20 protein-coding genes are annotated in these 26,922 nt (G+C 34.7%); 12 read left to right on the top strand and 8 right to left on the bottom strand.

Annotated elements, in window-relative coordinates; translation table 11 throughout:
• Positions 1 to 46 precede the first annotated feature (46 nt).
• The 5 genes from creD (at position 47) to murA (ending at position 4,921) form a co-directional block, all read left to right on the top strand.
• On the top strand, positions 47 to 1,447 hold the full coding sequence (gene creD / locus LV89_RS00765; RefSeq protein ID WP_109740942.1) for a cell envelope integrity protein CreD: 1,401 nt from the start codon (positions 47 to 49) through the stop codon (positions 1,445 to 1,447).
• A 65-nt stretch (positions 1,448 to 1,512) separates the two neighbouring features.
• Positions 1,513 to 2,172, top strand: coding sequence for a DUF1361 domain-containing protein (locus tag LV89_RS00760; RefSeq protein WP_109740941.1), 660 nt, complete (start codon positions 1,513 to 1,515; stop codon positions 2,170 to 2,172).
• 128 nt (positions 2,173 to 2,300) lie between these two features.
• Entirely contained in the window at positions 2,301 to 2,678 is a 378-nt protein-coding gene (locus LV89_RS00755) for a diacylglycerol kinase family protein (protein WP_109741112.1), read from the top strand.
• An 86-nt stretch (positions 2,679 to 2,764) separates the two neighbouring features.
• Positions 2,765 to 3,532, top strand: coding sequence for a DUF4290 domain-containing protein (locus LV89_RS00750; protein ID WP_109740940.1), 768 nt, complete (start codon positions 2,765 to 2,767; stop codon positions 3,530 to 3,532).
• Between the two features lie 81 nt (positions 3,533 to 3,613).
• Positions 3,614 to 4,921, top strand: a complete 1,308-nt coding sequence (murA, locus tag LV89_RS00745; RefSeq protein ID WP_109740939.1) for a UDP-N-acetylglucosamine 1-carboxyvinyltransferase — start codon at positions 3,614 to 3,616, stop codon at positions 4,919 to 4,921.
• A 56-nt stretch (positions 4,922 to 4,977) separates the two neighbouring features.
• Here the strand turns inward: murA and LV89_RS00740 are convergent, their stop codons facing one another.
• Entirely contained in the window at positions 4,978 to 5,775 is a 798-nt protein-coding gene (locus tag LV89_RS00740) for a tetratricopeptide repeat protein (protein WP_109740938.1), read from the bottom strand.
• The gene (locus tag LV89_RS00735; RefSeq protein WP_109740937.1) at positions 5,772 to 6,293 is read right to left on the bottom strand and encodes a hypothetical protein; all 522 of its coding nucleotides are present in this window, start codon (positions 6,291 to 6,293) and stop codon (positions 5,772 to 5,774) included. The genes LV89_RS00740 and LV89_RS00735 overlap by 4 nt, the downstream gene beginning before the upstream one ends.
• Before the next feature lie 200 nt (positions 6,294 to 6,493).
• Here LV89_RS00735 and LV89_RS00730 point away from each other — a divergent pair, with 200 nt between their 5' ends.
• On the top strand, positions 6,494 to 7,291 hold the full coding sequence (locus LV89_RS00730) for a sterol desaturase family protein (RefSeq protein WP_109740936.1): 798 nt from the start codon (positions 6,494 to 6,496) through the stop codon (positions 7,289 to 7,291).
• Between the two features lie 58 nt (positions 7,292 to 7,349).
• On the opposite strand, the gene lolA1 is transcribed toward LV89_RS00730, so the two are convergent.
• Positions 7,350 to 7,982 (bottom strand): outer membrane lipoprotein periplasmic chaperone LolA1, encoded by a 633-nt coding sequence (gene lolA1, locus LV89_RS00725; RefSeq protein ID WP_109740935.1) that lies wholly within the window; start codon positions 7,980 to 7,982, stop codon positions 7,350 to 7,352.
• Between the two features lie 325 nt (positions 7,983 to 8,307).
• Here lolA1 and LV89_RS00720 point away from each other — a divergent pair, with 325 nt between their 5' ends.
• The 4 genes from LV89_RS00720 to LV89_RS00705 all read left to right on the top strand — a co-directional run bounded on the left by LV89_RS00720 (position 8,308) and on the right by LV89_RS00705 (position 12,725).
• Positions 8,308 to 10,755 carry a hypothetical protein gene (locus tag LV89_RS00720; RefSeq protein WP_109740934.1) on the top strand — a complete coding sequence of 816 codons (2,448 nt, stop codon included), beginning with the start codon at positions 8,308 to 8,310 and terminating at the stop codon, positions 10,753 to 10,755.
• 205 nt (positions 10,756 to 10,960) lie between these two features.
• Positions 10,961 to 11,365: a GxxExxY protein gene (locus LV89_RS00715; RefSeq protein ID WP_109740933.1), complete on the top strand. Its 405-nt coding sequence runs from the start codon at positions 10,961 to 10,963 to the stop codon at positions 11,363 to 11,365.
• A gap of 359 nt (positions 11,366 to 11,724) precedes the next feature.
• On the top strand, positions 11,725 to 12,273 hold the full coding sequence (locus LV89_RS00710) for a hypothetical protein (protein WP_109740932.1): 549 nt from the start codon (positions 11,725 to 11,727) through the stop codon (positions 12,271 to 12,273).
• 20 nt (positions 12,274 to 12,293) lie between these two features.
• Positions 12,294 to 12,725: a hypothetical protein gene (locus tag LV89_RS00705; protein ID WP_211321123.1), complete on the top strand. Its 432-nt coding sequence runs from the start codon at positions 12,294 to 12,296 to the stop codon at positions 12,723 to 12,725.
• Positions 12,726 to 12,925: 200 nt separating this feature from the next.
• Here the strand turns inward: LV89_RS00705 and LV89_RS00700 are convergent, their stop codons facing one another.
• On the bottom strand, positions 12,926 to 13,711 hold the full coding sequence (locus tag LV89_RS00700; protein WP_109740931.1) for a DUF3050 domain-containing protein: 786 nt from the start codon (positions 13,709 to 13,711) through the stop codon (positions 12,926 to 12,928).
• A 223-nt stretch (positions 13,712 to 13,934) separates the two neighbouring features.
• On the opposite strand from LV89_RS00700, the gene LV89_RS00695 reads away from it, so the two are divergent.
• Positions 13,935 to 15,215, top strand: a complete 1,281-nt coding sequence (locus LV89_RS00695; RefSeq protein WP_109740930.1) for a metal-dependent hydrolase family protein — start codon at positions 13,935 to 13,937, stop codon at positions 15,213 to 15,215.
• A 251-nt stretch (positions 15,216 to 15,466) separates the two neighbouring features.
• Complete coding sequence (locus LV89_RS00690; protein WP_109741110.1) at positions 15,467 to 16,345, top strand: YicC/YloC family endoribonuclease; 879 nt, start codon at positions 15,467 to 15,469, stop codon at positions 16,343 to 16,345.
• A gap of 71 nt (positions 16,346 to 16,416) precedes the next feature.
• On the opposite strand, the gene LV89_RS00685 is transcribed toward LV89_RS00690, so the two are convergent.
• From LV89_RS00685 to LV89_RS00670, 4 genes are all read right to left on the bottom strand, one after another.
• Positions 16,417 to 19,611 (bottom strand): T9SS type A sorting domain-containing protein, encoded by a 3,195-nt coding sequence (locus LV89_RS00685; protein WP_109740929.1) that lies wholly within the window; start codon positions 19,609 to 19,611, stop codon positions 16,417 to 16,419.
• A gap of 91 nt (positions 19,612 to 19,702) precedes the next feature.
• Positions 19,703 to 23,824, bottom strand: coding sequence for a DEAD/DEAH box helicase (locus LV89_RS00680; protein WP_109740928.1), 4,122 nt, complete (start codon positions 23,822 to 23,824; stop codon positions 19,703 to 19,705).
• 162 nt (positions 23,825 to 23,986) lie between these two features.
• Entirely contained in the window at positions 23,987 to 26,470 is a 2,484-nt protein-coding gene (locus tag LV89_RS00675) for an endonuclease MutS2 (RefSeq protein WP_109740927.1), read from the bottom strand.
• A 108-nt stretch (positions 26,471 to 26,578) separates the two neighbouring features.
• Positions 26,579 to 26,917, bottom strand: coding sequence for a DUF952 domain-containing protein (locus LV89_RS00670; protein ID WP_109740926.1), 339 nt, complete (start codon positions 26,915 to 26,917; stop codon positions 26,579 to 26,581).
• Between the last annotated feature and the right edge of the window lie 5 nt (positions 26,918 to 26,922).

The raw sequence follows: 26,922 nt of genomic DNA, 5'->3' as shown, positions 1-26,922 counted from the left end.
TTTGTAAAATAAAAATTGTAAATAAAAATCCAACCCCAACATAATCATGGAATCAACAGAAAAAACATCGCTTTTTGAACGCTTTAATAATTGGGTAAAAAGTTCGGTTATGCTCAAACTTATTACCATTTTCATTCTGATTTTGATATTAATAATTCCTTCTGCCATGTTGGAAAGTTTGATTCATGAACGACAAGCTACTCGTGACAATGCGGTGGAAGAAATAACCTCAAAATGGGGAAGTAATCAGACTATTGGCGGGGCAGTTATTACCATTCCTTATACCATAATCCAAGAAGATGATAAAGGTAAAAAGTCAACAGTGATAGAATACGCCCACTTTTTACCCGAAAATCTTAATATTACAGGCAAACTGATTCCAGAAAAACGGTATCGAGGTATTTACGTCGTGATGCTTTATAATGCACAACTGCATATCGAAGGATTTTTCAAAAAACCGAACGTTGAATTATTGAAAATTCCGAAAGAAAGATTTCTATTTTCAGAAGCGTTTATCTCTTTTGGATTAACGGATATGAAGGGAATCAAAGAGGCAATTAATTTGAAAATCAATGGAGTACCAAAAGAAATGAACTCTGGAATTGAGTCGAAAGATTTGTTTGCCTCTGGCGTAAGTTGCCCCATCAATTTAGATTCCGAAACCATCAATTTTGATGCCCATATCAACTTAAATGGAAGCAAGGAAATTGACTTTTTACCATTCGGAAAAACAACAAAAGTGACCATAGAATCGTCTTGGGGAACGCCAAGTTTTGTGGGAGCATCATTGCCAGACGACCGTCAAGTTACAGAAAAAGGGTTTAAAGCTGTTTGGAATGAATTACATCTCAACCGAAACTATCCGCAACAAGGACTTGGAAATTTTATTGGTACTAATTATCAAGAAAATATTTCAGCATCCAATCAAGAAGCAATCCCTACAAAAGTTGCGGCAGAATTGCCAAGTTCTTTTGGTGTAAAATTACTTTTACCTGTCGATGAGTATCAAAAAACAATTCGTTCTACTAAATACAATTTGATGTTTATTGTTATCACTTTTATAGCGTTTTTCTTCGTAGAAATTCTCAATAAAAGACGTTTGCACCCCATTCAATACTTGTTAGTAGGTTTTGCAATTAGCTTATTTTACGTATTACTTCTTGCCATTTCAGAACATTTATCGTTCAATATAGCATACTTAATAGGCTGTGTTGTTATACTCACACTCATAATTTTTTATACGCAAAGCATCTTCAAAAATACTCGTATCACTCTGATATTCAACGGAATACTTGCGTTGCTTTATGGCTTTTTCTATTCATTATTACAGTTGGAAGATTATTCTTTATTGCTCGGAAGTATCGGACTATTAATTATTTTGGCAATCGTCATGTACTTGACCCGAAATATAGACTGGTATCGTGCTTATAACAATAGAGAAGAATAGTTCGAACACAGGGCAGTCTTGTCGTTTCATTGAAAAGGCAAGCTGTCCATTTTTCAAAAAAACTTATGAAAATTTTCAATATTCCTATCAATCGTTTTAGATTGATTTTTACACTCGGATTAATGTCCGCTTCTGCCGTTGGTTTATTCATTTTAAAAACCATTTTGACGCATAATCTTGCACTTTGGGGCATCAACTGGAATTTATTTTTAGCTTGGATTCCCATTTTCATAGTCATTTGGCTTGAAAACAAAGTAAAAATTAACGCCCTTCAAAAATGGGAAGTGCTTTCGGTGAGTTTGCTTTGGTTGTTGTTTTTCCCAAATTCACCGTATATTATTACCGATTTGGTGCATTTGCGGTCGCTTTCGGGCAATACTTATTGGCACTATCAAATCATGATTTTTACGTATGCTTTCGTGAGTTTGGCTTGTGGTTTATTATCGCTTTATTGGATTCAGAAGGTTTGGACGCACGTCTTTTCACTCAATTGGAGTAATTTATTTACTTTAGGAACGATTGCTTTATCAGGCTTTGGGATATTTTTAGGGCGAGTAGAACGCTTTAATTCTTGGGATTTCTTTTTTCATCCCTTCACTTTAATGAAATACATTTTTCATTCTATCAAAAATCCAACGGCAATTTTAATGACTTTTGAGTTTTCAATTTTTATCGGTTTAGCGTATTGGATGTTTTATAGTTTGATTCATTTGAAGGAAGAATAAAGTTTTGCCACGAAGGCACAAAGACGCTAAGAAATTGATATATTTTGAGAGCATTCACAGCGAAGACATTTTCAACTTTGTGTCTTTGTGACTTCGTGGCTAAATTTGCTCTTAATAAAACTGAAATTATGATAAACATTCAAAAATTCTTAAAAAGTGTTCCGTTTGCTTGGGAAGGAATTATTACACTCTTCAAATCTGAAAATAATGCTAAAATTCACCTTTTAGCAGTTGTTGTAGTCGTAATTTCTGGTTTTCTGATTGGTTTTTCTGAGGCTGAATGGTTAGCAATCATTTTGACAATGAGTGGTGTTTTAGCTTTAGAAGCAGTGAATACAGCCATTGAAGCATTAGTAGATTTGGCTTCTCCAGCATTTCATCCTTTGGCAAAAAAAGCAAAAGACGTAGCTGCTGGAGCCGTTCTATTATTCGTTTTTGGAGCTTTAGTAGTAGCAGGCATCATTTTGTGGAATCATTTTAGTTACATTATCTCATCTATTCTCTAAAATCTATTCTCAATTACCTCTCATTTTTGTATCTTCGTGAAAAATCATCGACTTTTACAACATTTGTTGAATAGATATACATTCTCATGAAGGAATACGGAACCAACGTCCAGAAATTAGTGAACCATATTCTTACGGTTCAAGATAAAAATACACGAACAAAATACGCTTATTTATTGGTTGAACTGATGCGTCAGGTTCATCCAAATATGCGTGATAGCCAAGACTATTCTAATAAATTGTGGGATGATTTATTTATCATGTCAAATTTTAAATTAGATGTAGAAAGTCCATTTCCTCCTCCTGCTCCAGATGCTGTTGGAAAGCTCCCGAAAACTGTTCCGTACAACACTAATTTCTTGAAATATCGTTATTATGGACGCAATGTGGAGTTGTTAATTTCACGTGCTATTGCCGAACAAGACGACAACGAAAAGCGTATTTTGGTAGCTCATATTGCTCGTTTGATGAAAACTTTTTATCAAAATTGGAATAGAGAAGTTGTTGACGACGAAGTAATTTGGGGACATATTCTTGAACTTTCGGAAGGGAAATTATCGCAAATTGTTCAGGCAATCTCTGGAAATTCTTCGTTAGGAAATCTAAGAAACAACAATAATCGTTCAAACTCTACCAACGAAAGACGACCAGACAATAATAACCGTAATAATAACAATAATAATAATCGTCAGAATTTCGGAAGTAGAAACGATAACAACGGCGGTAGAAACGACAACCGAAATAATAACAACGGTAGAAACGACAACCGAAATAATAATAACAACGGCAGAAACGACAACCGAAATAATAATAACAACGGTAGAAACGATAATAATAATCGCAATCGTAGATAGATTCGAAAGCGTGTATAAATTGAATAATTTAAAAAATTCATCTCTGACATTTTTAGATAACTGATAAAGATAAACAACTAAATGGCATCATTTAAAGTAACTGGCGGTCGCCAAATGAAAGGGGAAATTATTCCTCAAGGAGCAAAAAACGAAGCACTTCAAATCTTATGTGCGGTAGTTTTAACCAAAGAACCCGTAACTATTCACAACATTCCAAACATTCGTGACGTAAATCAATTGATTGACCTTTTGGGTGATATGGGCGTGCGTTGTACACGTATGGGAGAATCTTCTGTAAAATTTGATGCCTCAGAAGTAAACTTAGACTACTTAAATTCAGAGACTTACAAGAAAAAAGCAGCTGCTTTACGTGGCTCAGTAATGTTACTTGGACCAACGTTGGCACGCTTCAAAAAAGGTAGAATTCCTTCACCGGGTGGAGACAAAATCGGTCGTCGTCGTTTAGATACGCACTTTTTAGGATTCATGAAATTGGGGGCAAAATTCAACTATTCGCAAGAAGACGGTGGAATTTACGAAGTTGATGCGTCTCATTTGCAAGGAACGTATATGTTGTTGGACGAAGCGTCTGTAACAGGAACTGCCAACATCGTGATGGCGGCAGTTTTAGCAGAAGGAACAACCACTATTTACAATGCTGCTTGCGAGCCTTATTTGCAACAACTTTGTAAAATGTTGAACCGCATGGGTGCAAAAATCTCAGGCGTAGGTTCAAATTTATTGACGATTGAAGGTGTTTCTGAACTTTTTGGAACGGAACACACGATGTTACCAGATATGATTGAAATTGGTTCATTCATCGGAATGGCAGCCATGACTCAGTCTGAAATTACCATCAAAAATTGCTCTATCCCAGATTTAGGAATTATTCCACAAACTTTCCAAAAATTAGGTATTAAATTGGAAATTAGAGGAGACGATATTTTTGTACCCGCACAAGACCGTTACGAACTCGAAACTTTCATTGACGGTTCAATGCTAACGGTTTCTGACCATCCTTGGCCTGGATTTACACCTGACTTATTGAGTATCGTTTTAGTAACGGCAATTCAAGCAAAAGGAACGGTATTGATTCACCAAAAAATGTTTGAAAGTCGTTTATTCTTCGTGGATAAATTGATTGAAATGGGAGCTCAAATTATTCTTTGCGACCCACACCGTGCAACCGTTGTTGGATTAAATCGTGAACAACAATTAAGAGGAATCCGAATGACATCACCAGATATTCGTGCGGGGGTTTCTTTATTAATTGCAGCAATGTCAGCAAAAGGAACATCAATTATTGAAAACATCGAGCAAATTGATAGAGGTTATCAAAATATTGATACTCGTTTGAATGCCATCGGTGCGGAGATTGTGAGATTGTAATTTCGTTCATATAAGTTATAAAAAAAGCCTGCAAAATTTAATTTTGCAGGCTTTTTTTATAACCTTTCAATCTCTTCAATATAAACTTTATTAAAATGATGAGTATAAGGGTCAAATAGGATTTTACTGTCTTTATATAATTTGACTGCTAAATCTTTATATTTATTTGCTTCAATTTGATTATTTAAAATTTTATAAATTTTGGCTTTATAATATTCATTTTCAGCCAATGGGTTTATTTTAGCTTGCTTTTCAAAACAAATTAAAGCATTTTGAAAATCTTTGATTTCAAAATAAGTAACCCCTACTTGATAATAATCGTACAGACCAACTTCATAATTAGGTGTATTAATTTGTTGTTTAAAAATCTCAATAGCTTTTTGTTTTTGCCCAATAGCACTATAACAAATTCCTTTGGCAATATTCAAATGATAATCTCCATTTTGACCGAATCCAATGTCATAATTAGCTAAACTATCCAACCTTTCAATATCCTTGATTGCTCCTTCGTAATCTCTGAAAAATTGGTATCGACACCAACCTCTATATCCTAAATTGGTTCGCCATTCTAATTCTACGGCTTTATCAATCAATTTTTTCCAAGTTATGAAATCACCACTTTTCAAATAAGCGGTTGATTTTTCACGATAGGCGTAAGCAAAATTTGGGCAGATTTTAAGTGCTTCATCAAATTTTTCATGGAATTTTCTATGAAATTGATATTCATGAATTTGTTCAGATAATAAACACGCTTTGTACTGTGCCGTATCTCCTGCATACAGATATACGTTGCAATTGGGCTGTGCGTAAGTATGAAAAGAGATGAGAAATAAGAAGTAAAATAAAATTTTCATGGTAAGATTTCGGTTATCTGTCCGTCTTTAATTTTGAAGATTAGGTATTGATAAAAATCGTAAGCTAACATTTCAGTTTTAGAGTGAAATGCTTTAGCTTTCCAACCTTTCAATCCTTTTGTAATGGTTAATAATTGTTCGGTAATAGACTTATCAAAAGTTTTTTCTTGATATTTTTCATCCATTCCAATTAATCTGAATCTATCCGTCTCACCTTTACAATTAACCATGAAGCGAATTCTGATTAAGCCTGTTTGCTTTGAGGCATTTTGTGATTTATACTTCTCTTTGAAACTTTGTTCGATAGCTTTTTTCTCGCCTTCATACAACACACCTTTGCTATCATTAAAATATTGATAACCATAGCCTTGACCACATAATTTAAAGTCTTTTTTATCTAAGGTTGAATCAAAATCAATATCTCCTGTTGAATTAGGATACTTTAACATTGTCGTTTTATTGTCTTGACAAAATGACGGAAGCGATAAGAAAATAAGTGGAATTAATAATTTTTTCATACGTGCAAAATGATGTTTAAAAAGTAAATTACTCTCTTAGTAACGTATAATAATCGCTCAAATTGCTATTTAATGATATTTCAAGAATTTCGTTAACTTTATCTGTCCTCAAATAGTTACCATAGAAATGCTACTTTGTTGTGTCTGGTAGTAACAAATCGAAGAAAATTTATCCCTAAAATTTTGCCCCTAAAACGATAATGATTGAATCTCTTTTTTCTTTAGACTTTACCAAACCTTTGGTTTTTATTTCTTTATGTGCTTTAATATTCGTCATTGTTACGTCTCGATACTTTCTTTTGAGTGGATTTTTTCACGTTTATTTCTACATCTGGAAACATAAAGAATGGGAAAAACGCAAGATTAATAAAAAGGCTTATCCTCCCAAACAATTCCAAACGGAAGTGTATTGGTCAACTTTAACGGCAGCAATTTTCTCGGTCATTGGAGCATTAGCCGCCATTGCTTGGCAAAAGGGTTTTACCGTTATCTATCTGAATATCAAGGATTATCCAATTTGGTGGATTCCTGTCAGCATTTTGCTTTCCATGTTTATTCACGAGACGTATTATTATTGGTTGCACCGTTTGATGCACCATCCGAAAATTTACAAATACGTGCATCAAGTACACCATGATAGCAAAATCACCTCCGCTTGGACTGCCTTTTCATTTCATCCGATTGAGGGTTTATTGGAAGCTCTCATCATGCCCGTAATCGTGATGATTGTACCAATGCACCTATACGCAGTCCTGACGCACTTAACGATTATGACGCTCACGGCAGCTATCAACCACCTTGATATTGAGATTTATCCGAGAAACTTATTTGGGAATTTATTGGGCAAACACGTCATTGGAGCAACACATCATAGCCATCATCATAAATTTTATCGTTACAATTTTGGGCTATACTTTACTTTTTGGGACAAATGGGGAAAGACTGAAAGTCCTAATTTTGAGAGAGATTTTAATTTAAGAGCTGAAAAGAAGGAATGAAAAAAGGGAGAAACGGGTTATAACCCATTTCTCCCTTTCTCTTTTAACACTTTCTCCTCTATCGAAGGTCATTTACTTCAACTCCGGGATATTTACTTTTATCGAAAGCGAAATATTTGTCATCTACGGCTACATTTGGCGTAAATTTATTCACTTTGAAAGTCTGACGTTTTCCGTTTTTGTCAGTAATTACCCAGCTTTTCACAGATTTATCTTTCTTATTCAATTTGATTTTAACTTTTGAAACTTGCGTTCCTTTTTTCTCAGGCGAAAGTTCAATTACTTCATAAGATTCTCCGCCCTCTGTTACTTCTTGAACGAACACATAACGAAATCCTTTTTTATCGAAAGTATAAACTTTAGCAGGATTCAAATCATTTTCAGAAGGTTCATAATCAGAAATATTTACTTCATTAGTTTCTTTAATATAAGTCGAAACCTCTTTTCCATTATTAAAAATTTCTTGTCCGCCTGTTTTTAAACGATATTTTGAGCCTTTTACTGTAATATTTCCTTGTAAAACTTGCGATGAACCATCAACTCCATAGGTAAAACTTGCCCCAAAAGACTTCATGGTTTTGTACTTTTTCTGCATGGCATCAATGATTGCTCCAGCTTTAGAATCTTGAGAATATGCACTAAACACACTGATTGACAGGCAAAAAGCAAAGAAAAGAATGTATTTTTTCATTTTTTATATAATATGTATTTTGTACTTTTTTGATTAGACAAAGTTACTAAGAAATGGTTTGATTAATCGTTATAAAAACATTAAAATAATCAAAAGGTTCAAATTGGCACGAAACATGAATATTAAGACTGAGTAAATATATATCTTTGCAAAATAGGTGTTAGATATTAGGCTTTAGGTTTCAGGATTGGAGTAAATAACTTACAACAATGCAATCTAACTTATTTCAACACCACTTATTGTTTCATTGGTTAAGGTTTCATTTTAGTCAAAAGCGTTTTACTAAATCCTAAAACCTAAAACCCAAAAACTGAAAAAACTCCTTATGAAATTTTCATTTAAGAAATTCCTTCCACATTTATACGCCGTTATTGTCTTTGTAGTATTGGCAGGAATTTACGCATTACCAGCACTTCAAGGTAAACAACTTTCACAACACGACATTACGATGGCTCAGGCGGGTGCGCATGAGGCAGCAGAATTTACCAAACAAACAGGTGAATACGCTTGGTGGACAAACTCTATGTTTGGCGGTATGCCTTCATTTATGATTCAAGGAGCGTACCCAAATAGTGTTGGGTCTATGATTGGGGGAAATATCATGGGAGTTTTACCTACACCAATCAACATGATTTTCTTGATGATGTTGGGTATGTACATTTTGTTAGTAACCCTTGGAGCAAATACTTGGCAAGCCATTTTAGGAGCTATCGCCTACGCATTTTGCTCTTGGAACATGGTTATTATTCCTGCGGGACACACTTCTAAAGTATTAGCTTTGGCTTATGCTCCAATGGTGGCGGCAGGTGCAGTTTTATGTTTTAGAGGAAAATATATACTCGGAGCTGCTCTAACAGCTTTGTTCATGAGTCTTGAAATATATGCCAATCACGTTCAAATAACGTATTATTTCGGGTTATTCTTAGGAGGTTATATATTAGTAAAAATCATAGAAAAAATAAAAGCAGGCGAATTTAAGCCTTTAGTATTTGCTCTTTTAGCTTTTGGTGGTGGAGCATTAATTGGTTTAGGAAACCATACAATGCGTTTGTGGAATAACGCCGTTTATTCTGCCGAAACCATTCGTGGAAAATCTGAACTAACAAGCAATAATCAGTCGAAAGGTGGTTTAGACCGTGATTATGCCTACAATTGGAGTTACGGAATTGGAGAATCAGGAACACTTTTAATTCCTAATTTTTACGGTGGTTCATCAGGTGGAACTTTAGGTGGAAAGAAATCTGAAACCTTAAAAGTAATGGTTGAAGCAGGTATTCCAGAAGAAAGTGCTATGGGATTTGCAGAACATGGTCCTGCTTATTGGGGCGACCAACCAAGTACAGGTGGTCCAGCGTATGCGGGAGCAATTATCATTTTCTTGTTTGCTTTAGGTGCTTTTTTAGTAAAGGGCGGAACAAAATGGTGGCTTGTGGCTTCTGCAATCATTTTCACGATGCTTTCTTGGGGTAAAAACTTCCCGACGTTGAATTATTTGATGTTCGATTATTTCCCGATGTTCAACAAATTTAGAGCAGTTACGATGATTTTGTCATTGGCTGACTTAGCAATGGTAACTTTAGGAATTTTAGCATTAAAACAAATTTCAGAGCAAAAAACAACATTCAACGACCTCAAAAAACCGTTGATTTACTCGTTAGGTTTAACGGCAGGTTTTTCATTAATATTTGCCTTATTGCCGTCGTTATTTTTCAGTTTTAAAGGAGCAAACGATGCTGCTATGCAAATTACAGGCGATAAAGGAATCGATGGAAATATCATTAGAGCTATTGCTTCTGACCGTGAATCTTTATTACGTTCTGATGCTTTTCGTTCTTTAGTTTTGATTCTTTTAGCCGCTGGTTTGATTTGGGCTTGGGTTTCAAACAAAATCAAAGATGTAGTTTTTTATCCAATTTTAATTGTTTTGGTAGTTTTCGATTTATTTGGTGTTGATAAAAGGTATTTTAACAATGACAACTTTGTTTCAAAATCAGAAGCCGAAGAAACATTTGCTCCTACGCCTATCGACGAACAGATTTTGAAAGACAAATCTATTTATCGTGTCTTGGACGGAGCTTCTCCACAAGGATTTTCAAATGATGCAACTGCTTCATATTATCACAAATCTTTAGGTGGTTATCATGGTGCAAAACTTCGTCGTTATCAAGAAATTATTGAAAATCAGTTCTCAAAAAATAATATGGCGGTTTTCAATATGTTAAATACCAAATATTTCACAATGCCAGCCCAACAACAAGGCGGACAACCAATGGTTCAACAAAATCCTGATGCTTGTGGAAATGCTTGGTTTGTGAAAGAATTTAAAATTGTACCAAATGCTGATGCTGAAATGAAGGCTTTGGATAAATTTAACCCGAAGCAAACTGCCATAGTTGACAAACGTTATGAAGACCAATTAGCAGGTTTGAAAATTGCGTTTGACAGCACGGCAAACTCTATAAAATTGACTGATTATAAACTCAATGTAATGACGTATGAAAGTAATGCAAAATCAGACCAATTAGCGGTTTTCTCTGAGATTTTCTATCGTGGAAACCTTGATTGGAAGGCTTATGTAGATGGTGTTTACAAACCTCATTTCCGTGCTGATTATATTTTGAGAGGCATGGTTGTACCCGCAGGAAAGCATAAAATTGAGTTCAAATTTGAGCCTGAAAGTGTAGCAAAAGGTGGTAAAGTAGATTTAATTGCTTCAATTTTAATGGTTGGCCTTTTAGGATTAGCCGTATTTTTTGAGGTGAAGAAGAAGTAATTCTGAACTATGATTTATTGGATTAATAGATTTTAGGATTGCTCTAAATTTCTGAAATATCATTTATCGGATTGATAGATTTTAGGATTGGATAAAATTTATAAACTATGATTTTTAAGATTTAATTATTTTAGAATTAGATAAAATTCTTGAAATAATTAAATCCTAAAAATCATAGTTCAAACAAAATAATCTACAAAAAAACATGAAACACGAAAATTTAACTCACAAAATTATTGGTTGTGCCATGAAGGTACATTCTACACTTGGAAGTGGATTTCAAGAGGTTATTTATCAAAGAGCATTGTCAATTGAAATGGAAAGACAAGGCTTAGGATTTGCCAGAGAATTGGAAATGACTATTTTTTATGAAGGAGTTGACATTGGTACAAGAAGAGTCGATTTCTTCGTTGAAAATAATATTATGGTTGAGTTAAAAGCAATTTCACTTTTAGATGATTTACACCTTGCACAAGCTATTAATTACTTGGAAGCGTACAATTTGCCCATCGGTTTATTAATTAATTTTGGGAGTAAAAGTCTAACTTTTAAGAGAATTTATAATACAAAACATCCTGATAATGCAGATTATAAAAGTAGCTTAAAATGAATAAAATCATCTGAACCATGATTTATTAGATGAATGTATTTTAACATCATCTGAACCATGATTTATTAGATGAATGAATTTTAGGAGGAAAACAAAATCGTAAAATCATCTGAACCATGACTTATTAGATGTAGGAGGAAAACAAAAATCATAAAATCAATAAATCATATAAATCTTAGTGCAGATGAAATTAGTGTGAACCATGATTTATTAGATGAATGTATTTTAGGAGAAAAACAAAATCGTAAAATCATCTGAACCATGATTTATTGGATGAATGTATTTTAGGAGGAAAACCAAAATCGTAAAATCAATAAATCATATAAATCTTAGTGCAGACTATAATTATCCTTAAAAAAATGCCCATATACAATACAAAAAAACTCGACAGCATTATAAAACACTATAAAGCAAATAGTCGTAAAAGAGAAGATAAACATATTGAGTTTTGTGTCGGGCAAAATAGTTTGACTGATGCCATTGATATTGCTGCAAAAGCTATTGATGAAAACAATAAAATTCATTTTCATCAAAGAAGAGTGGGACGTACAGAACTCGACACCTTTGCAAAAAGCTTAGTATCTTTTGAAAGTGACATCGAGAAAGCGTTAACTTTTGATGATATTTTCGAGATTACAAAAAGGGCTAAAACAGAAGGTATCAATGAATTAGCTTTGTTTGATACGGCTTTAAGAATTGGCAATTTTCTCAAAATTCTTCCCCAAAAAGTGTATTTAACCAGCAGTACACGCACAGGAGCAGAAAACTTACTCGGTCATTTATTTGATAAGACATCATTGACAATAGAAGATTTTCCTGCACCGTTCAATCGTCCAGATTTATCCACTACCGAAATTGAGGACATCCTTCATATTTATAAAGACGAATTAGAATATTGTGTCAAATAATTATCAAAAACACGCTTAAAATGTATCAGAAACTCTTCTCAATTTGTATTCTATTGGCTTCATTTTCAACTTTATCATTCGGACAAACAGAACCAAATCCTTCTGAAACTTTACCGCCAATGGTTGGTGGAGATACCGATGTTCATGGCTGTAAACCCTCCGCAGGCTATACTTTTTCAGTGTTAAAAAATGATTGTATCAGAACTTTTGAACAACCTATTCAACTGAATGAGGTAAAATCTAAAAACTCTTACACTTCATTTGCGGCAGTTATTTTTAGCGATGATAAAAAACAAGTGGAGATATTTATGCCAAGTGTGACGGGAAGTGTGGTATTATCGAAAAAATTAAAAACAAAATTCCCAACTTGGCAAAAAGGGAATATTATTTTGACAAAAAGAAGTAAATATTACTTAAAACAAGCAAATAGGGTAATTTTTGTAGGTAAATAAATAAAAATACCTTTCCAAAGTTTCGGAAAGGTATTTTTATTCGGAACTATAAATGGTTAGTCTCAAGACAAACGATAGACCACAGATTGAACGGATTGTACTGATTTTCGCTGATTTTTCTTTATTTTATTTGTAAAATCAGTTCAATCTGTGGTCTAAATTTGTCTGCGACAAATAGTTGATAGTTCCGTTTTTATTTTCTAAGCTAAAACTTTTTGACTGATAATGGCATCATAAACGCCGTCCCAGAGTTCAATTCTTTTTTGTAAAGACTGAATGGTAGCTTCTTCTGCTTCTTGCCAAAATGCTTCATTATCGCCACATAAATTAGCTGTCATTTCTAAAGCAAGATGACTGTGATGGTCGCCATCAACTTCGATGTGTCTTTCTAAATAATACTTGAAATTTGAAATACTTTCTGGCAAACTTTCATGAATATCATTGATGATAGCATGAAACATATTAGGGATTAAGTCTTCACGTCCAAAAGTAAAAATAGCCGCTTGTAAATAGTCTTTATTGCTACCGATAATCTCAAAGGTGAAATCAACAAATTTTTGAGCTGACTCTGGCGTTTCTGAAAGTAAAAATGCTTTCTTTAAATCTCCATTTTCTTGCAAAACGTTTACAAATTTTTCAATTTGTGATGTATCCGCTCCGCATTGGTGCATAGCATCTAAATACAATTCAAAGTGGCTTTTTCTATTACCAAAACTATCCACGTCCGACTCCTCTCCTACTACAATTTCATTAATTAAATAACGGGTATCAGCAGAACCTTTTGGAAACCAAGGTACACTTGTACAAGTAAGATTATTTTGAAGCGATTTTAATAACGACATAAAATCCCAAACGGCAAAAATGTGATGCTGCATAAAAATTTTCAAATCGTCAAGTTCATTTATGACTGAATAAACTTTATGATTGATAATTTGTTGACGGTAAGGCTCAATCGCTTTTTTAATTTTCTCTGAATTTTCGTTCATGATTTATGGTTTTAGGCTAAAGTAGTCAATCTACTTTCGATAATGTACGTAAAATTAATACCATCAGTTCTAAAAATAATAAATCTTCTGTTAGATGTTTCTGTTACGGATATTTAGGTGAGTAAAAAGAACAAATACTTAAAATTAAAATCTAACAAGAAAGGGCAATACTTTAGCTGAGTTTTTTTACTTTTATCTAAACAAATCATATCAAAATCAACAAATGAAAAAACAACTACTAATTTTAGCTGGACTGTGCTTTTCGGTAACAGTGGCGAATGCTCAAAAAACACTCATTCATTGCGGAACATTAATTGATGCCGTGAAAAATGAAGGCGAGTCAAAAATGACGATTGTAGTCGAAGGTAAAAAAATTACGGCTATTCAAAAAGGATTTACCACACCAACTGGAACGGATAAAGTGATTGATTTAAGTACCAAAACCGTGATGCCGGGATTGACCGATATGCACGTGCATTTGGAGCAAGAAACCAGCAAAGGTGGCGAAATAAAACGTTATCAATTAAATGCTGCCGACATTGCTTTTGATGCTACAAAATACGCCAAAAATACCCTAATGGCAGGTTTTACAAGTGTTAGAGATTTGGGTGGTTCGGGCGTAAATGTAGCTTTGAGAAATGCTATCAATAAAGGAACAGTCATTGGACCAAGAATATTTACTTCGGGAAAAACCATTGCTACAACGGGCGGACATGGCGACCCTTCAAACGGACTTTCGGAAAAATATACACTCGACCCACAATATTTAACTGCCGTAGTAGAGGGCGTTGACCAATGTCGCCAAGCAGTTCGTCAGCATTATAAAGATGGCGTTGATTGTATTAAAATTACGGCAACTGGTGGCGTTTTAAGTATTGCCAAAAGTGGTAAAGCTCCCCAATTTACCGAAGATGAAGTTAGAGCAATTGTTGAAACTGCCAAAGATTATGGTTTCCACGTAGCCGCTCACGCACACGGAACAGAAGGTATCAAACGTGCGGTAAGAGGCGGAGTTACAACGATTGAACACGGAACGTTTTTGGACGATGAAGGCATTGAATTAATGAAAAAATACGGTACATATCTCGTTCCAACTATTTTGGCAGGCAAAACCGTTGCTGATTCTGCAAAAGTTCCGGGATATTATCATCCATTGGTTGTACCAAAAGCCTTAGAAACAGGTCCACTTATTCAAGCTACTTTTGGAAAAGCATACAAAGCAGGTGTAAAAATTGCTTTTGGGACGGATTCTGGCGTGTCTATTCATGGATATAATGCTTACGAATTTCAATACATGGTAGAAGCAGGAATGCCAGCTATTGAAGCCATTAAAGCCGCAACAATTGTTCCTGCCGAAATTATGGGAACTCAAAAAGACTCAGGAACTATCGAAGCAGGTAAAATTGCTGATATTATCGCCACAGATGGTAATCCATTACAAGACATTAAAGTCATGAGAAAGGTATCTTTCGTGATGAAAGACGGTGTGGTTTATAAGCAATAATTTGCGAAACGATAAACGGTATCAAATTCTTTCTATTACCGAACACATTTAGGAAAAATTATTCTCTAATTAAATTTCAAGAGCTATCATTTGAATTTACAAGTTCAATTTTATAGCTCTTTTTTATGTATCTTGCATCAAAATCAATCCATGATGAGATTGATTTTTCATTCCAAATTTTCACGTTAGGTTATTAGGCAAATATGTATTTTATAACAAACGCTAATCTCCCAACTCAAAACAATTTTCAAATGTTAAAATCAATGACAGGCTTTGGTAAAGCTGTTTCGGAATCGAGCAGTTTAACTGTAACCGCCGAAGTAAAATCTCTAAACTCAAAATTTACTGATATTTATTGTAGAATCCCTAAAAGCTTGTCTTTCAGAGAAATAGAAATCAGAAATTTATTAACGCAAGCTCTTGAACGTGGTAAAATTGAGTTTAACCTTACCACAAACTATACAGACGTTGCAAGCTCTGGCACAAGTATAAACCGTCCGTTAGTAAATGCTTATATGAAAGATTTGATAGAATCTTCTGAAGATTTTTCGGCAGATGACCGTGTTGAACTTTTCAAAATTGCTATGACTTTACCCAATGCTTTCAATACAGAAGTAGCATCGGAAGAGCAAGCAGAAGCAGAATGGCAACAAATTTTGAAAGCCGTAAATCAGGCAATTGGCGAATGTACAAAATTTCGTTTACGTGAAGGTGCTATTGTTTCTGCAAAATTTGTAGAATATATCGACCGTATCGGTGAACTTTTAAACGAAGTTGAAATTCAAGATAAAAATCGTATTCCTGCGGTACGTGAGCGTTTGAGAAAATCAGTAAGTGAATTGATGGGCGATGAAGAATTTGACAAAAATCGCTTTGAACAAGAATTAATTTACTACATTGAAAAATACGATATTTCGGAAGAAAAAGTACGTTTAAGAACGCATTTAAACTATTTTAAAGAAGTCCTTAAAGATGGAAATGGAAAGAAATTAAACTTCCTTTCTCAAGAAATCGGTCGTGAAATTAACACAATCGGTTCAAAAGCAAATGACGTAATTCTCCAAAGAATTGTCGTAAATATGAAAGACGAATTAGAGAAAATCAAAGAACAAACATCTAACGTGTTGTAAATTGTAGTAGCGAATAGCATTCGTCAACCATTCACAAACAATGGCGAATGCTATTCACCACTACAATTTATTTACTCAATTTTAACCAATCGCTTAAACAAACGATTACCGTTTTCTAAATTAATTGATAACAATAAAACGCCGTTTTTAAGGTCTGAAGCATCAATTTCAAGATTATTTATGCCATTGATTACATTGTAATTAATACTCTTCAATAAACGTCCTTCGGAATCTACCAATTTTAAAGTGGCAACTTGATTTTTAAGCGAATACAACGATAATTTAAAAATATCCTTACTTGGATTAGGATAAACGACCTCTAAATAATCTTGAAAACCTCTCTCCTCACAATTCTCTCCAATCGGGCAAACTTGATTTGGATTACAAATTAAATAGCGTTGTTCTGATGAATATAATTTTGTTATTGTTCCGCCGAAACGTACATACAATTGCTTATTAAGCCCATTTTTGAAGGAGTCTAAGGTGTTTTTAGGAATCGGAAAGCAAAAAGATTTATATAGTAATTTATCACTTTGGTAGGTACTTGCTAAATCTGTACGATACCCCAAATTAGCGATTGTCGTACCAATTTTTTGTTTATCCAAATAAACATCGACCATTAGATTATCATCAAAATTTTGAGAATCAAATGCCCAACCTTTTACGCTACAACATGAAGCAGATTCAACCCAACCTCTAAAAGTAGAAGGTGCTAATTGACCTGCTATTTCATTGGGGTCATTGAAAGGTTTATCAGTATCAATTGTTCCATTACAACCAACGCAAGCCTGTCCTTTTCCTTTTTGAACGATATAAAAAACTTTCCTGATACCCTGACCCGTCAATATTACTTTCCCTCTTCGAGTAGCCGTATCTGGATTTTGTTCAATTCTTAATCCAAATGAACTACTAACTTCGCCTTCGGGGTCGGCAGTTATCCATTTTGCATCTTTAGTAAGGGTAATTTTGACATTTGAATTAACTACAACTCTGTATTCTGCTCCAACAGAAGTTATCGTAACAATTGAGTCGGGTGAAACAGTCAAATAAGGCTGACCAACACCTTTTTGAGCAATGGTTATAGTTTTCACTAAATTCCCTGCGGTCAATGTAACTTTTCCTCTACGAGTTCCTGTATCACCATTTACAGTAACTTTCAAGGTAAAATTCCCATTAAAACTACCTGTATCAGCACTGGTTATCAACCAATTAGCACTTTTTGATATTTGCCATTTCGTATTGGAAGAAACTGCAATTTTATATTCTGTTGCTTTCGCCAAAACATTTGTCAGGGAATCAGGCGAAACAATCAAACGATATTTTGCACCACACGTACCCGAACCTGTACCTTCACAAGCTAATACTTTTAAATCTCCACTGTCTTCCAAAAGTGTATTGGTATTGGCAAAACGGGCATAAATTCTTTTGGCTTGTCCAGATTTATACCAAGCTGTATCGGGCAAAGCAAAACTAAAACCTCTAAAATTAGCTTTTGAACTATTGAACGTGGTTACTAAATCTGCACGGTTTCCGATATTTGCTTGCGTAGTTCCAATTTTTACACTATCAACATAAATATCAATCGCTTGAATTTCGTCTAAGTTTTTAGTGTTGATAGCCCAACCTGTAATTTTATCACAAGCTACACTTTCTATCATGCCTTTGAGATTTTCATTTGCTCTTGGTTTAACACCAACTCTTTGGCAATCAGTAGCATAAACTTCTTTAAAATTTGGAATAGAACCACAAAAAGATAAATCTGAAGGACTTAATTTTAAGATTTTCCCTGTAACAAAACTTTCATCTAAAATAATTCTTACAGGTTTATCGCCGTTTGCTTTTCTTAGATTTACCCAATCTTTGTACGAACGACAATCTTTATCTGGAGCAGCTTTATTCATCAAACAACCGCCGTCTTCCAGCAATTCGTAAACTGAAGTTATGGTTGTCCCACAGGTTTCGATTTTCTCAACTTGCTGATTTCCTTTAATAAATTTGTCAGTCATTCGTCGTAATAAATCTTGATGTGCTTGATTATTTAGTACATCAAAAGCGAATGCTCCTACTAATTTTGCTCCATGCGTAAAAGCCTCTATAAAATGGGCTTCTTGAAGGTCTGTTCGGTCTTTAAACGATTCTACCTCCATCATAATCCATTTATCTTTGAAGTTGGTACGAGCCACATCCATGATAAAACGATGGTCTTGATAAGGACTACTGTTCATTTTTACACCGTCTGTACCTTCGCCAATATCTTTAAAGGCAAATGTGCCACGTTGAACCGTTGGCTGGTCATTCAGAGAACCAAAATCATTGACTACTTTTAAATTAGCATTAAAATTCTTAATCGTTTTTGTAAAAGCAGCACAATAATCTTTTAGCATTTTGTGTCGATAAACGTACCAATCATTACCAGCTATTCCCAATAAAAAAACAGTCCAATTATAATCTCCAACGGGTTTTGGAGGTTCTACCGAATTGAAACCTGTATAAGCATTTCCGTAACTTCCCCACGAAGATTTCAGCTTTGAAAAATCATTATTATATTTCACCTTCAACCATTCTCTAAAACCCGTTATCATAGATTGGGAATAATCAAAAAGGGAATTTACAACACCGTTTAATCCTTTGGTTGTCACAAATGGATAGCCAAATTCTTGCTCTGGTGTAATAACTGCCGAGCAGTAAATAACGTCTCCTGCGTCAATTACGGCTTTATAATGTTGTAAAACCTGCAAGGTAAAATCTTGCATTTCTTGAACGGTTTTGGAAGAAGATAAACTGGTAGTCATCATTTGTCCACAGTCATCAATTTGGTCGCAACCTGTATATCCAAATGATTGTTGGTGTACTCTTGAAGCTCCTTTTTGGTCAATGCCCAACATTCTTTCAGAAGCGTCAAAACCTGTACACGTACCAACGTTATTATCAAGCGGTTCGCCAACGGTTTTGTTATTGCACCAAGTAGCAAAGACAATTCTAAAACAAATTTTCATTCCTCGACTCCGAGCAGTGGCAATTTGGTCGTCATATTGTTGCCAAGGATTGATTTGACTCACTTTTTTCCCTACAATTACATCTTTTCTGATACTCACAATAAAGGCATTCATTCCCAAATCTGCCGCTTTATGAATATCAACGATTTGTGGATTACGATGGTCGAGGTTAACTAAAGAAAATGCTAAATACCGAGGGTTATCTTGGGCATAAAGCATCTTGCTAAAAGTGAATAAAAAGAGTAAAAAAGTAAGTTTTTTGTTAGACATTTTATATGTTGTGAAATCAATAAAGTACCACAGGCTTTAGCCTGTAAATAATTATTCATACTTACAGACTAAAGTCTGTGGTACAAAAATCTTATATTCCTCTAATCAAATCCATTAATTGGTCTGCTGAGAGTTTACCACTGCCTTCTGAACCTTCTAAAAGTCCGTCTGCTAAATCTCGTTTTGTTTCGTGGAGTTTCAAAATTTTTGCTTCTACGGTATCTTCTGTTACCAAACGATAAACGGTTACTGGGCGTTGTTGCCCCATTCTGTGAGCCCTGTCGGTAGCTTGGTCTTCTACTGCTGGGTTCCACCAAGGGTCAAGGTGAATGACATAATCTGCGGCGGTGAGGTTCAATCCTGTTCCTCCCGCTTTCAAACTTATCAAAAATACATCGCCTTTTCCTCGCTGAAATTCATCTATTCGTTCTTGTCTTTTTGTGGCTGGCGTGCTACCATCGAGATATTGATATGAAATATTTTTGGAAATTAAATATTCTTCTACAATTGCCAAATGTTTTACAAACTGACTGAAAACTAAGGCTTTGTGTTTATTTTCGAGTAATTCTTCGATGACTTCTCCAAATAATTCAAGTTTTGAACTACTCAACGGAATATCTGGATTAACCAATTTGGGGTTACAACAAGCCAATCTTAAACGGGTCAATTCTGCTAAAATCTTAAATCTTTTATCTTGAATCTCCCCTGCATCTGAGGCAATTCTTTCAAGAGCATCTAAACGTAATGATTCATAGAAAGAGCGTTCTTCGGGAGACATTTCTACATTTAAAACGATTTCAGTTTTGGCAGGAAGTTCATCTAAAACCTGATTTTTACGTCTTCTCAGAATAAACGGTTGAATGATTTTTTGCAAGGCTCTACGTCTTTCCAAACTCTGATTTCGTTCAATGGGAATAGCAAAATGGTCATTAAAACGTTCATGAGAACCCAAAAGTCCGGGATTTATAAAATTGAAAAGATTCCATAATTCTCCTAAATGGTTTTCTACGGGTGTTCCAGTGGTAATAATTTTGAAATCTCCGTCCAATGCCATTACCGTTTTTGAACGCTTAGTTGTTCGGTTTTTAATGGCTTGGGCTTCGTCCAAAAGAATGGTGGCAAATTTAGTTTGCTTGAAAAGTTCTTCTTCTGTTTGAAGCAATCCATAACTCACCACTACAAGGTCAAATCCTTTGGCATTTTCTAATAATTCTTTGCGTTCGAGGCTTGTTCCTCCAAAAATCAAAAGGTTTAAAGTTGGAGCAAAACGACGAGCTTCTTTCTCCCAATTCCGACAAACACTCAAAGGAGCAACCACTAAAGCAGGTCCTTTTTCGGCACGTTGCAACAATAAAGCAAGGGCTTGAATGGTTTTTCCAAGTCCCATATCATCAGCAAGGCACGCCCCAACGCCCCAATTTGACAATTGCGAAAGCCATTGATAGCCTTCTTCTTGGTATGAACGTAATTCTGCTTGAAAGGTACTCGGAATTTCTGCTTTTATCGACCGTACATCTTTTAAACGTTTAAGATTCTCTTTCCATGCTTTATCCGCCTTAAAATTCTTTACTTCATCCGATAAATCTTCAAAAACACTCGATGCCAAAATATTGCCTCGCAGTTTATCGTCCAAAACAGCACGCATCATTTGCAAGTGTTTCCTGAGCTTTTCGGTGATGCTAACAAACTGACCATCAGACATTTCTATGAAATTACTTTGTCCGTTCAGTTTTTGTAAAATATCACGTAAAGAAAGTACCAAACCGTCATCAACCTTCGTTTCTCCCGAAACTTCAAACCAATTATTTTTACTGGTAATGTTGATATTGAGCGTTTCGGCGGTGATATTTCCTACCAATTTGAGTTTTTGACCTTTTGGCCACTCAATCACTAATTTATTTTGTTGTTTTGGCTTTTCTAATTCAATCATCACCTGCAAACAATCATCGGGCGTATCCAAAAGCCATTCATGATTTTCGTTTTCAGTCGCCACCAAATACGGACACATTTCTTCAACTTCTTTAAGATTTTTCTTTTCCTTTTTCAAGTCTCTTTTCGTCTGCGTTCGGACGTCATTGATAATGCCCATTAAATTTTCTGAGCCTTTGCCCGCTTTCATATACGGAGGAGTTGACGAAAAAGGCTTTACAAAAAGTTCAAGATGAAAACCTTCATTGATTGGCGTGATGAGAGCATATATTTTTGAGTCAGCTTCAATGCTTGGCAAATCTGTCAGTTGCTCGTCGAGGTCATTTTGAATAGCCATTTTCTTTGCCAATGGACTCAGAGCTTTGAGTAAACTCTCTTTGCCAGCAGCAGGAATATTCAAGGATTTTCCAGAAAAACTTTGCTTAATTTTAAGGTGTAAAGGCGTAATTGTTAGGATTTTATAACGAGTAGCGGTTTCTCTAATTAACATTAAACCAGCTTGATTGAAAGTCTCATCAAAGGTTACTTTCAGTCCATTTTTATCTTGTTTTACTTGCAATGAAAGTTCGCCTTTGACTAAACTTACAGGCAAATTTGGCGGAGCCATCAAAAATAAAAGTGGATGGTCAACCAAAATGGGTAATGCTTTTTCAAAGTCAAAATAAAAATTTGTCGTTGAACCATAATAACCCCAACCACCACTTTGTGTTTCTTCAATAAGTCCAATTTGAACGGCTTTTTCATCTTGAGAAGTCAAGTATTTTAACTCTCCTGATTTCAACCTTTTCAAAGCAATATTTCGTCCTGCTGTCCAACCCGTTTTATTCATTTTTTGCTCAATTGGTTGAACGATTTGAGCATTAAAATCAATAAACCAAGCCAATCTTTGCGTTCCTTCGGCAACTTTTGTTAATAAATTTGCCCCTTCAATCTCTTCGCCCAAAGCTGCTAAAATACTCAAACTACGTTCCCAATCTTCTACCACAGGAATAATTCCTCCCATTGGAATATTACCAATTTCTTCATTGAGTTTTTCTAATCTATCAGCTTGTTTTACGGTAAAAGAAGATTCTTTTTTTCGAGAAATATTGAATAAAATTTCTCTTTCGATAAGTTTCAAATCTTTTTCTTCGGCATTGCGGAGAGAGTTAAAAACAAGGTTTTCCGCAAAAGAGGCTTTGGGAATATTGGAAGAAAAAACCAGCAACCAAAACGTTTGAAAAACAGAAAATGTGTTGATATTTTCTGTTTGTAGAAGGCTTTGGGCACGGTTATCATTATTGGTTGCAAATGCGTATAATGAACCCAAAATCTGAACATAATTCTGAATATCGAAGTTTTTATAGGCATATTTTTCATAGTCTTGATAAAAATTCAAAAAGCTACTTTCTTTGGTTTTATAAAGTGCCAAACCGTAGCCCAACAACGACCATTCAATAAAATATCCCTTCTTTTTCTTGGTTTCTTTTCGCCATGCTTTTAAAGATTCTTCGTAAATTTTAATAGCGGATGGATAATCGCCATTCATGGTTTCAATCAACCCCCAGAGGCTCAAAAGTCGAAAATTAAGTTCTTTTTGAGCTTTAATGACTGATAATGATTCTTTTAAATTTCCTTGTAAAAACAACTCTGTACACTGAAAATCAACATATCTGGCATTTTTGGGAAGTCCATTATTAAGCCAATGCTCTAAAAAAATCTTTACAGAATCTCCTCGAATGATAGCATCATTAGCGAGCATTATTAATACCTGATAAATAACTTCTTTGGGGAAAATACGAAGATTTTCTAAGCTCAAACCAAATTTAAAAACGACTGCCAATACATGCTTATAACTTGTATTTATTTCTTCTGGGTCTAATTTTTCTAATAAATAAGCAAAATTCTGCCCGTAAATGGCTAATCTAAAATCTCTCGCTCTTCGATATTCAGACCGACTATAATCCCATAATTGGATTGGATAAGACGACTTTATTTTGCTGCAAGCCGTTCCAAACCAATCTTCTTCCGATGCTTTTTTAACCAAAAATTCTTTAAACGAAACATCTACGAAAAACAAATAATTGACAACAGGTTGTTTAATTAAAATACCATTGTCAATATATTTCTGCCTTAGTTTTGTACAAAGCGACCCATTAAAGGTCTTTCCTTCGTTGGTAAGGTTCATTTTTGCTAAAAAACTGTCAAATTCTCCCGCATTGAGTTTTTCATCCAACATTGAATAATACTGTAAAATAAGTTGCTCGCTTGAGTTTAATTTGGCTAATAATTCTTGATATTCCATTGGTTAAAGAGTTATTGAGAATTGGTTACTGGATATTGGAAATTGGGAATTAGTTACTGGATATTGGTTATTGGGAATTGGTTATTAGTTGATTCCTCAGAAAATAAACTAATAACCAATTTCCAGTAACTAATTCCCAATAACTGATTACCTCTTTCTTAATTATTTCATACTCACAAGCGTAACGCCTGCTCCGCCTCTATCTGCGTGTTCGTCTTGGGTTTTGGCAACTTGTTTATAACCACGTAAATGGTTACGAATCAAGGTTCTAAGAATACCGTCTCCTTTACCATGAACGATTCGTAATTCATCATAACCAACCATAATGGCGTCATTCATAAACCTGTCAACTTCCACCAATGCTTCCTCTCCACGTTTGCCTCTGATGTCTAAATTAAACGAAAAATTCATCATTTTATCGTTCATGTCTAAACCTACAACTTTGGTTTTTGAACCTGTTTTTTGTTTAAATTCTTTCCGAGAAATTTTCTCTAAACGGTTCAATTTTACGGTCGTTTTCAAATCTCCAATGGCAACTTCGGCATCTTTTCCACGCAAACCTAAAACTTCCCCTAAAGCTTCTTGTCCTTTAATTCTTACCAAAGAACCAACGGTTATTTCTCCTTGAATTACCTCTACAACATCTTTTTCTGTTTGCTCTTTTTCTTCTTTTGGCTTGACTTGGACAACTACTTTTTCCATTTTCAAACCATCTTGAAAATCTTGTAAATCTTGTCTAATTTCCTTCGTCGAAAGTTTTTCTGCACCTTGCTCACGAATTTCCTTGATGGTTGCTTCTATTTTCTGATTAGCATTTTTAACCAATTCTTTCGCTTGCAATTTTGCGGTGTTCAAAATCGTCTTTTTCTCATTATCCAAATACGTTTTTAATGAACCGTATTGCTCTAACAATTGGTCAAGTTTGCGTTGTTTGGTAGCATTTTCTACATTTTTATCAGCAAAAACTTTCTTCTCAATTTCTAATTCTTTAATCAATTTCTCAAAACTAACTTGCTGATTACCAATTCGTTGCTTTGATTTATCAATTATCGCTTTGGGCAAACCAATTTTATAGGCGATTTCAATCGCAAACGAACTTCCCGGTTTTCCAATCTCTAATTCATACAATGGTTCAAGATGCTCGGCATCATAACGCATCGCCCCATTGATAAGTCCTTTAGTTTTATCGGCAAAGGTTTTCAGATTGGTATAGTGCGTATTGATTGCTCCGTAAGCTCCTGATTTATTGAGGTCTTCCAAAATACTTTCAGCAATTGCACCTCCTAAAGTTGGTTCTGTTCCTGTTCCAAATTCATCAATTAAGAATAAGGTTTTACGGTCAGAATTAAGCAAAAAATACTTCATATTCGTTAAGTGAGACGAATAGGTACTGAGGTCATTTTCCAAACTTTGTTCGTCACCAATATCAATAAAAACATTTCGGAACATTCCGATGGTAGAATGCTCTGCCATTGGCACTAACAAACCGCATTGATACATAAATTGGAGTAAACCAAGTGTTTTCAGAGTGACAGATTTTCCACCTGCGTTAGGACCAGAAACTAATAAAATTCTATTTTCAGCATTGAGGGTTATCGTTAAAGGCTTTACCGATTTTCCTTGTTTTTTGAACGATAAATATAAAAGCGGATGAACAGCATTTTTCCAATCAACTATCTGACTATTAATACTTAACGGAGCAATTCCATTTACTTCAATTGCTAATCTTGCTTTTGCACGAATAAAATCTACAATTCCTAAAAAGGTATAGGCTTTGCGTAAAACAGGGACTTGCGGACGCATTTTGGTGGTTAATTCCATCAAAATTCTAATAATTTCCCGCTTTTCTGCCGACTCTAATTCTCGGATTTCGTTATTAGCTTCTAAAACTTCCGTTGGTTCAAGAAAAACCGTTTTTCCTGTGTCAGATTCATCATGTACAAAGCCTTTAATTTTACGTTTATGTTCGGCAGCGATGGGAATTACCATTCTACCTCCACGTAAAGTCAGTGAAAAGTCGTCTGAAATCCAGCCATTTGAGCGTGCATTTCTCAAAATACTGTCTAATTTTTTCCGCAAATCAACTTCTTGTACTTGTATTCTTCTACGAATTGCCTGTAATTCAGCACTGGCATTATCTTTCAATTTGCCTCTATCGTCAATAATTTTATCAAAAGCATCCAATAAAGAACGTATTTCTAATTTTGGATTTTGAATCAGAACAGTCGTTTTTTCTTCGTCCTTTTTCTCTCTTTCGGCAAAAGCACTTCCAACCAATTCCCGCAGAGTTGGATAACTTTCGGGTTCTTTATTGTCAAAAAAGCGTAAACATTCTTGAATAGTACGAAGCGAAAGTTTCACGTTAAAAAACTCTTCTTCCGTTAAAAAAGCCCCTTCAATTGAGGCTTTGGATAATTGATAATTGACGTCTAAAAAATTCTGAGAAGGAAAAGCCTGTGGTTCAAATTGAAGAATACTCTTCATTTCATCTACCTGACGAATCATCTTTTGAATTTGGTCGTAATTATCAGAGAAGCGTACTTTTTCAACAAAGGAACGCCCCAATGTACTGACACACAATTCATTGAGTCGCTCACGGATTTTATCAAAACCTAATTTTTGTTCTATATTTTGTGGGTAAAGCATCTATATTTTTTTATGTATCACGATTCTTCTGAATCGTTTTTGTATTTCTAAAACATTAAAATGAGGTATAAAGTTTGATTGTAAGAACTTTCACAATGATAAACTCACTCAAAATTTAACCTTCAAAATACCATCCGCATCCGCCAATAATTCCTGTATTTCAATTACTGCATCTTTATTCAAACGTCCGTACAAATGTGGGAATTGAATACCAATGCCAAATAAATCTTCAAAAATCAATTCTGAAGTTAGTTTTTGGATATCAACATGAAGTAATAAAATGCGTTCGACACCTTTAAAATAATTGTTTAAAGTGCCATTAACTTGTTCAGCAGTTGATAAATGAATAAATTTTTCTTCGTGAAGTGTTTCTGATTCGTAATAATCCTTTTCGGCAAAAGTTTCCCACCATTCGGGTATTACTAAATGATAAATTGTTGTTTCCATGACCT

The sequence above is a fragment of the Arcicella aurantiaca genome, assembly GCF_003148625.1.
Lineage (GTDB): Bacteria > Bacteroidota > Bacteroidia > Cytophagales > Spirosomataceae > Arcicella > Arcicella aurantiaca.
The sequence above is the reverse complement of the archived record's forward strand: the minus strand, read 5'-3'. Positions and strand labels throughout refer to the sequence as shown.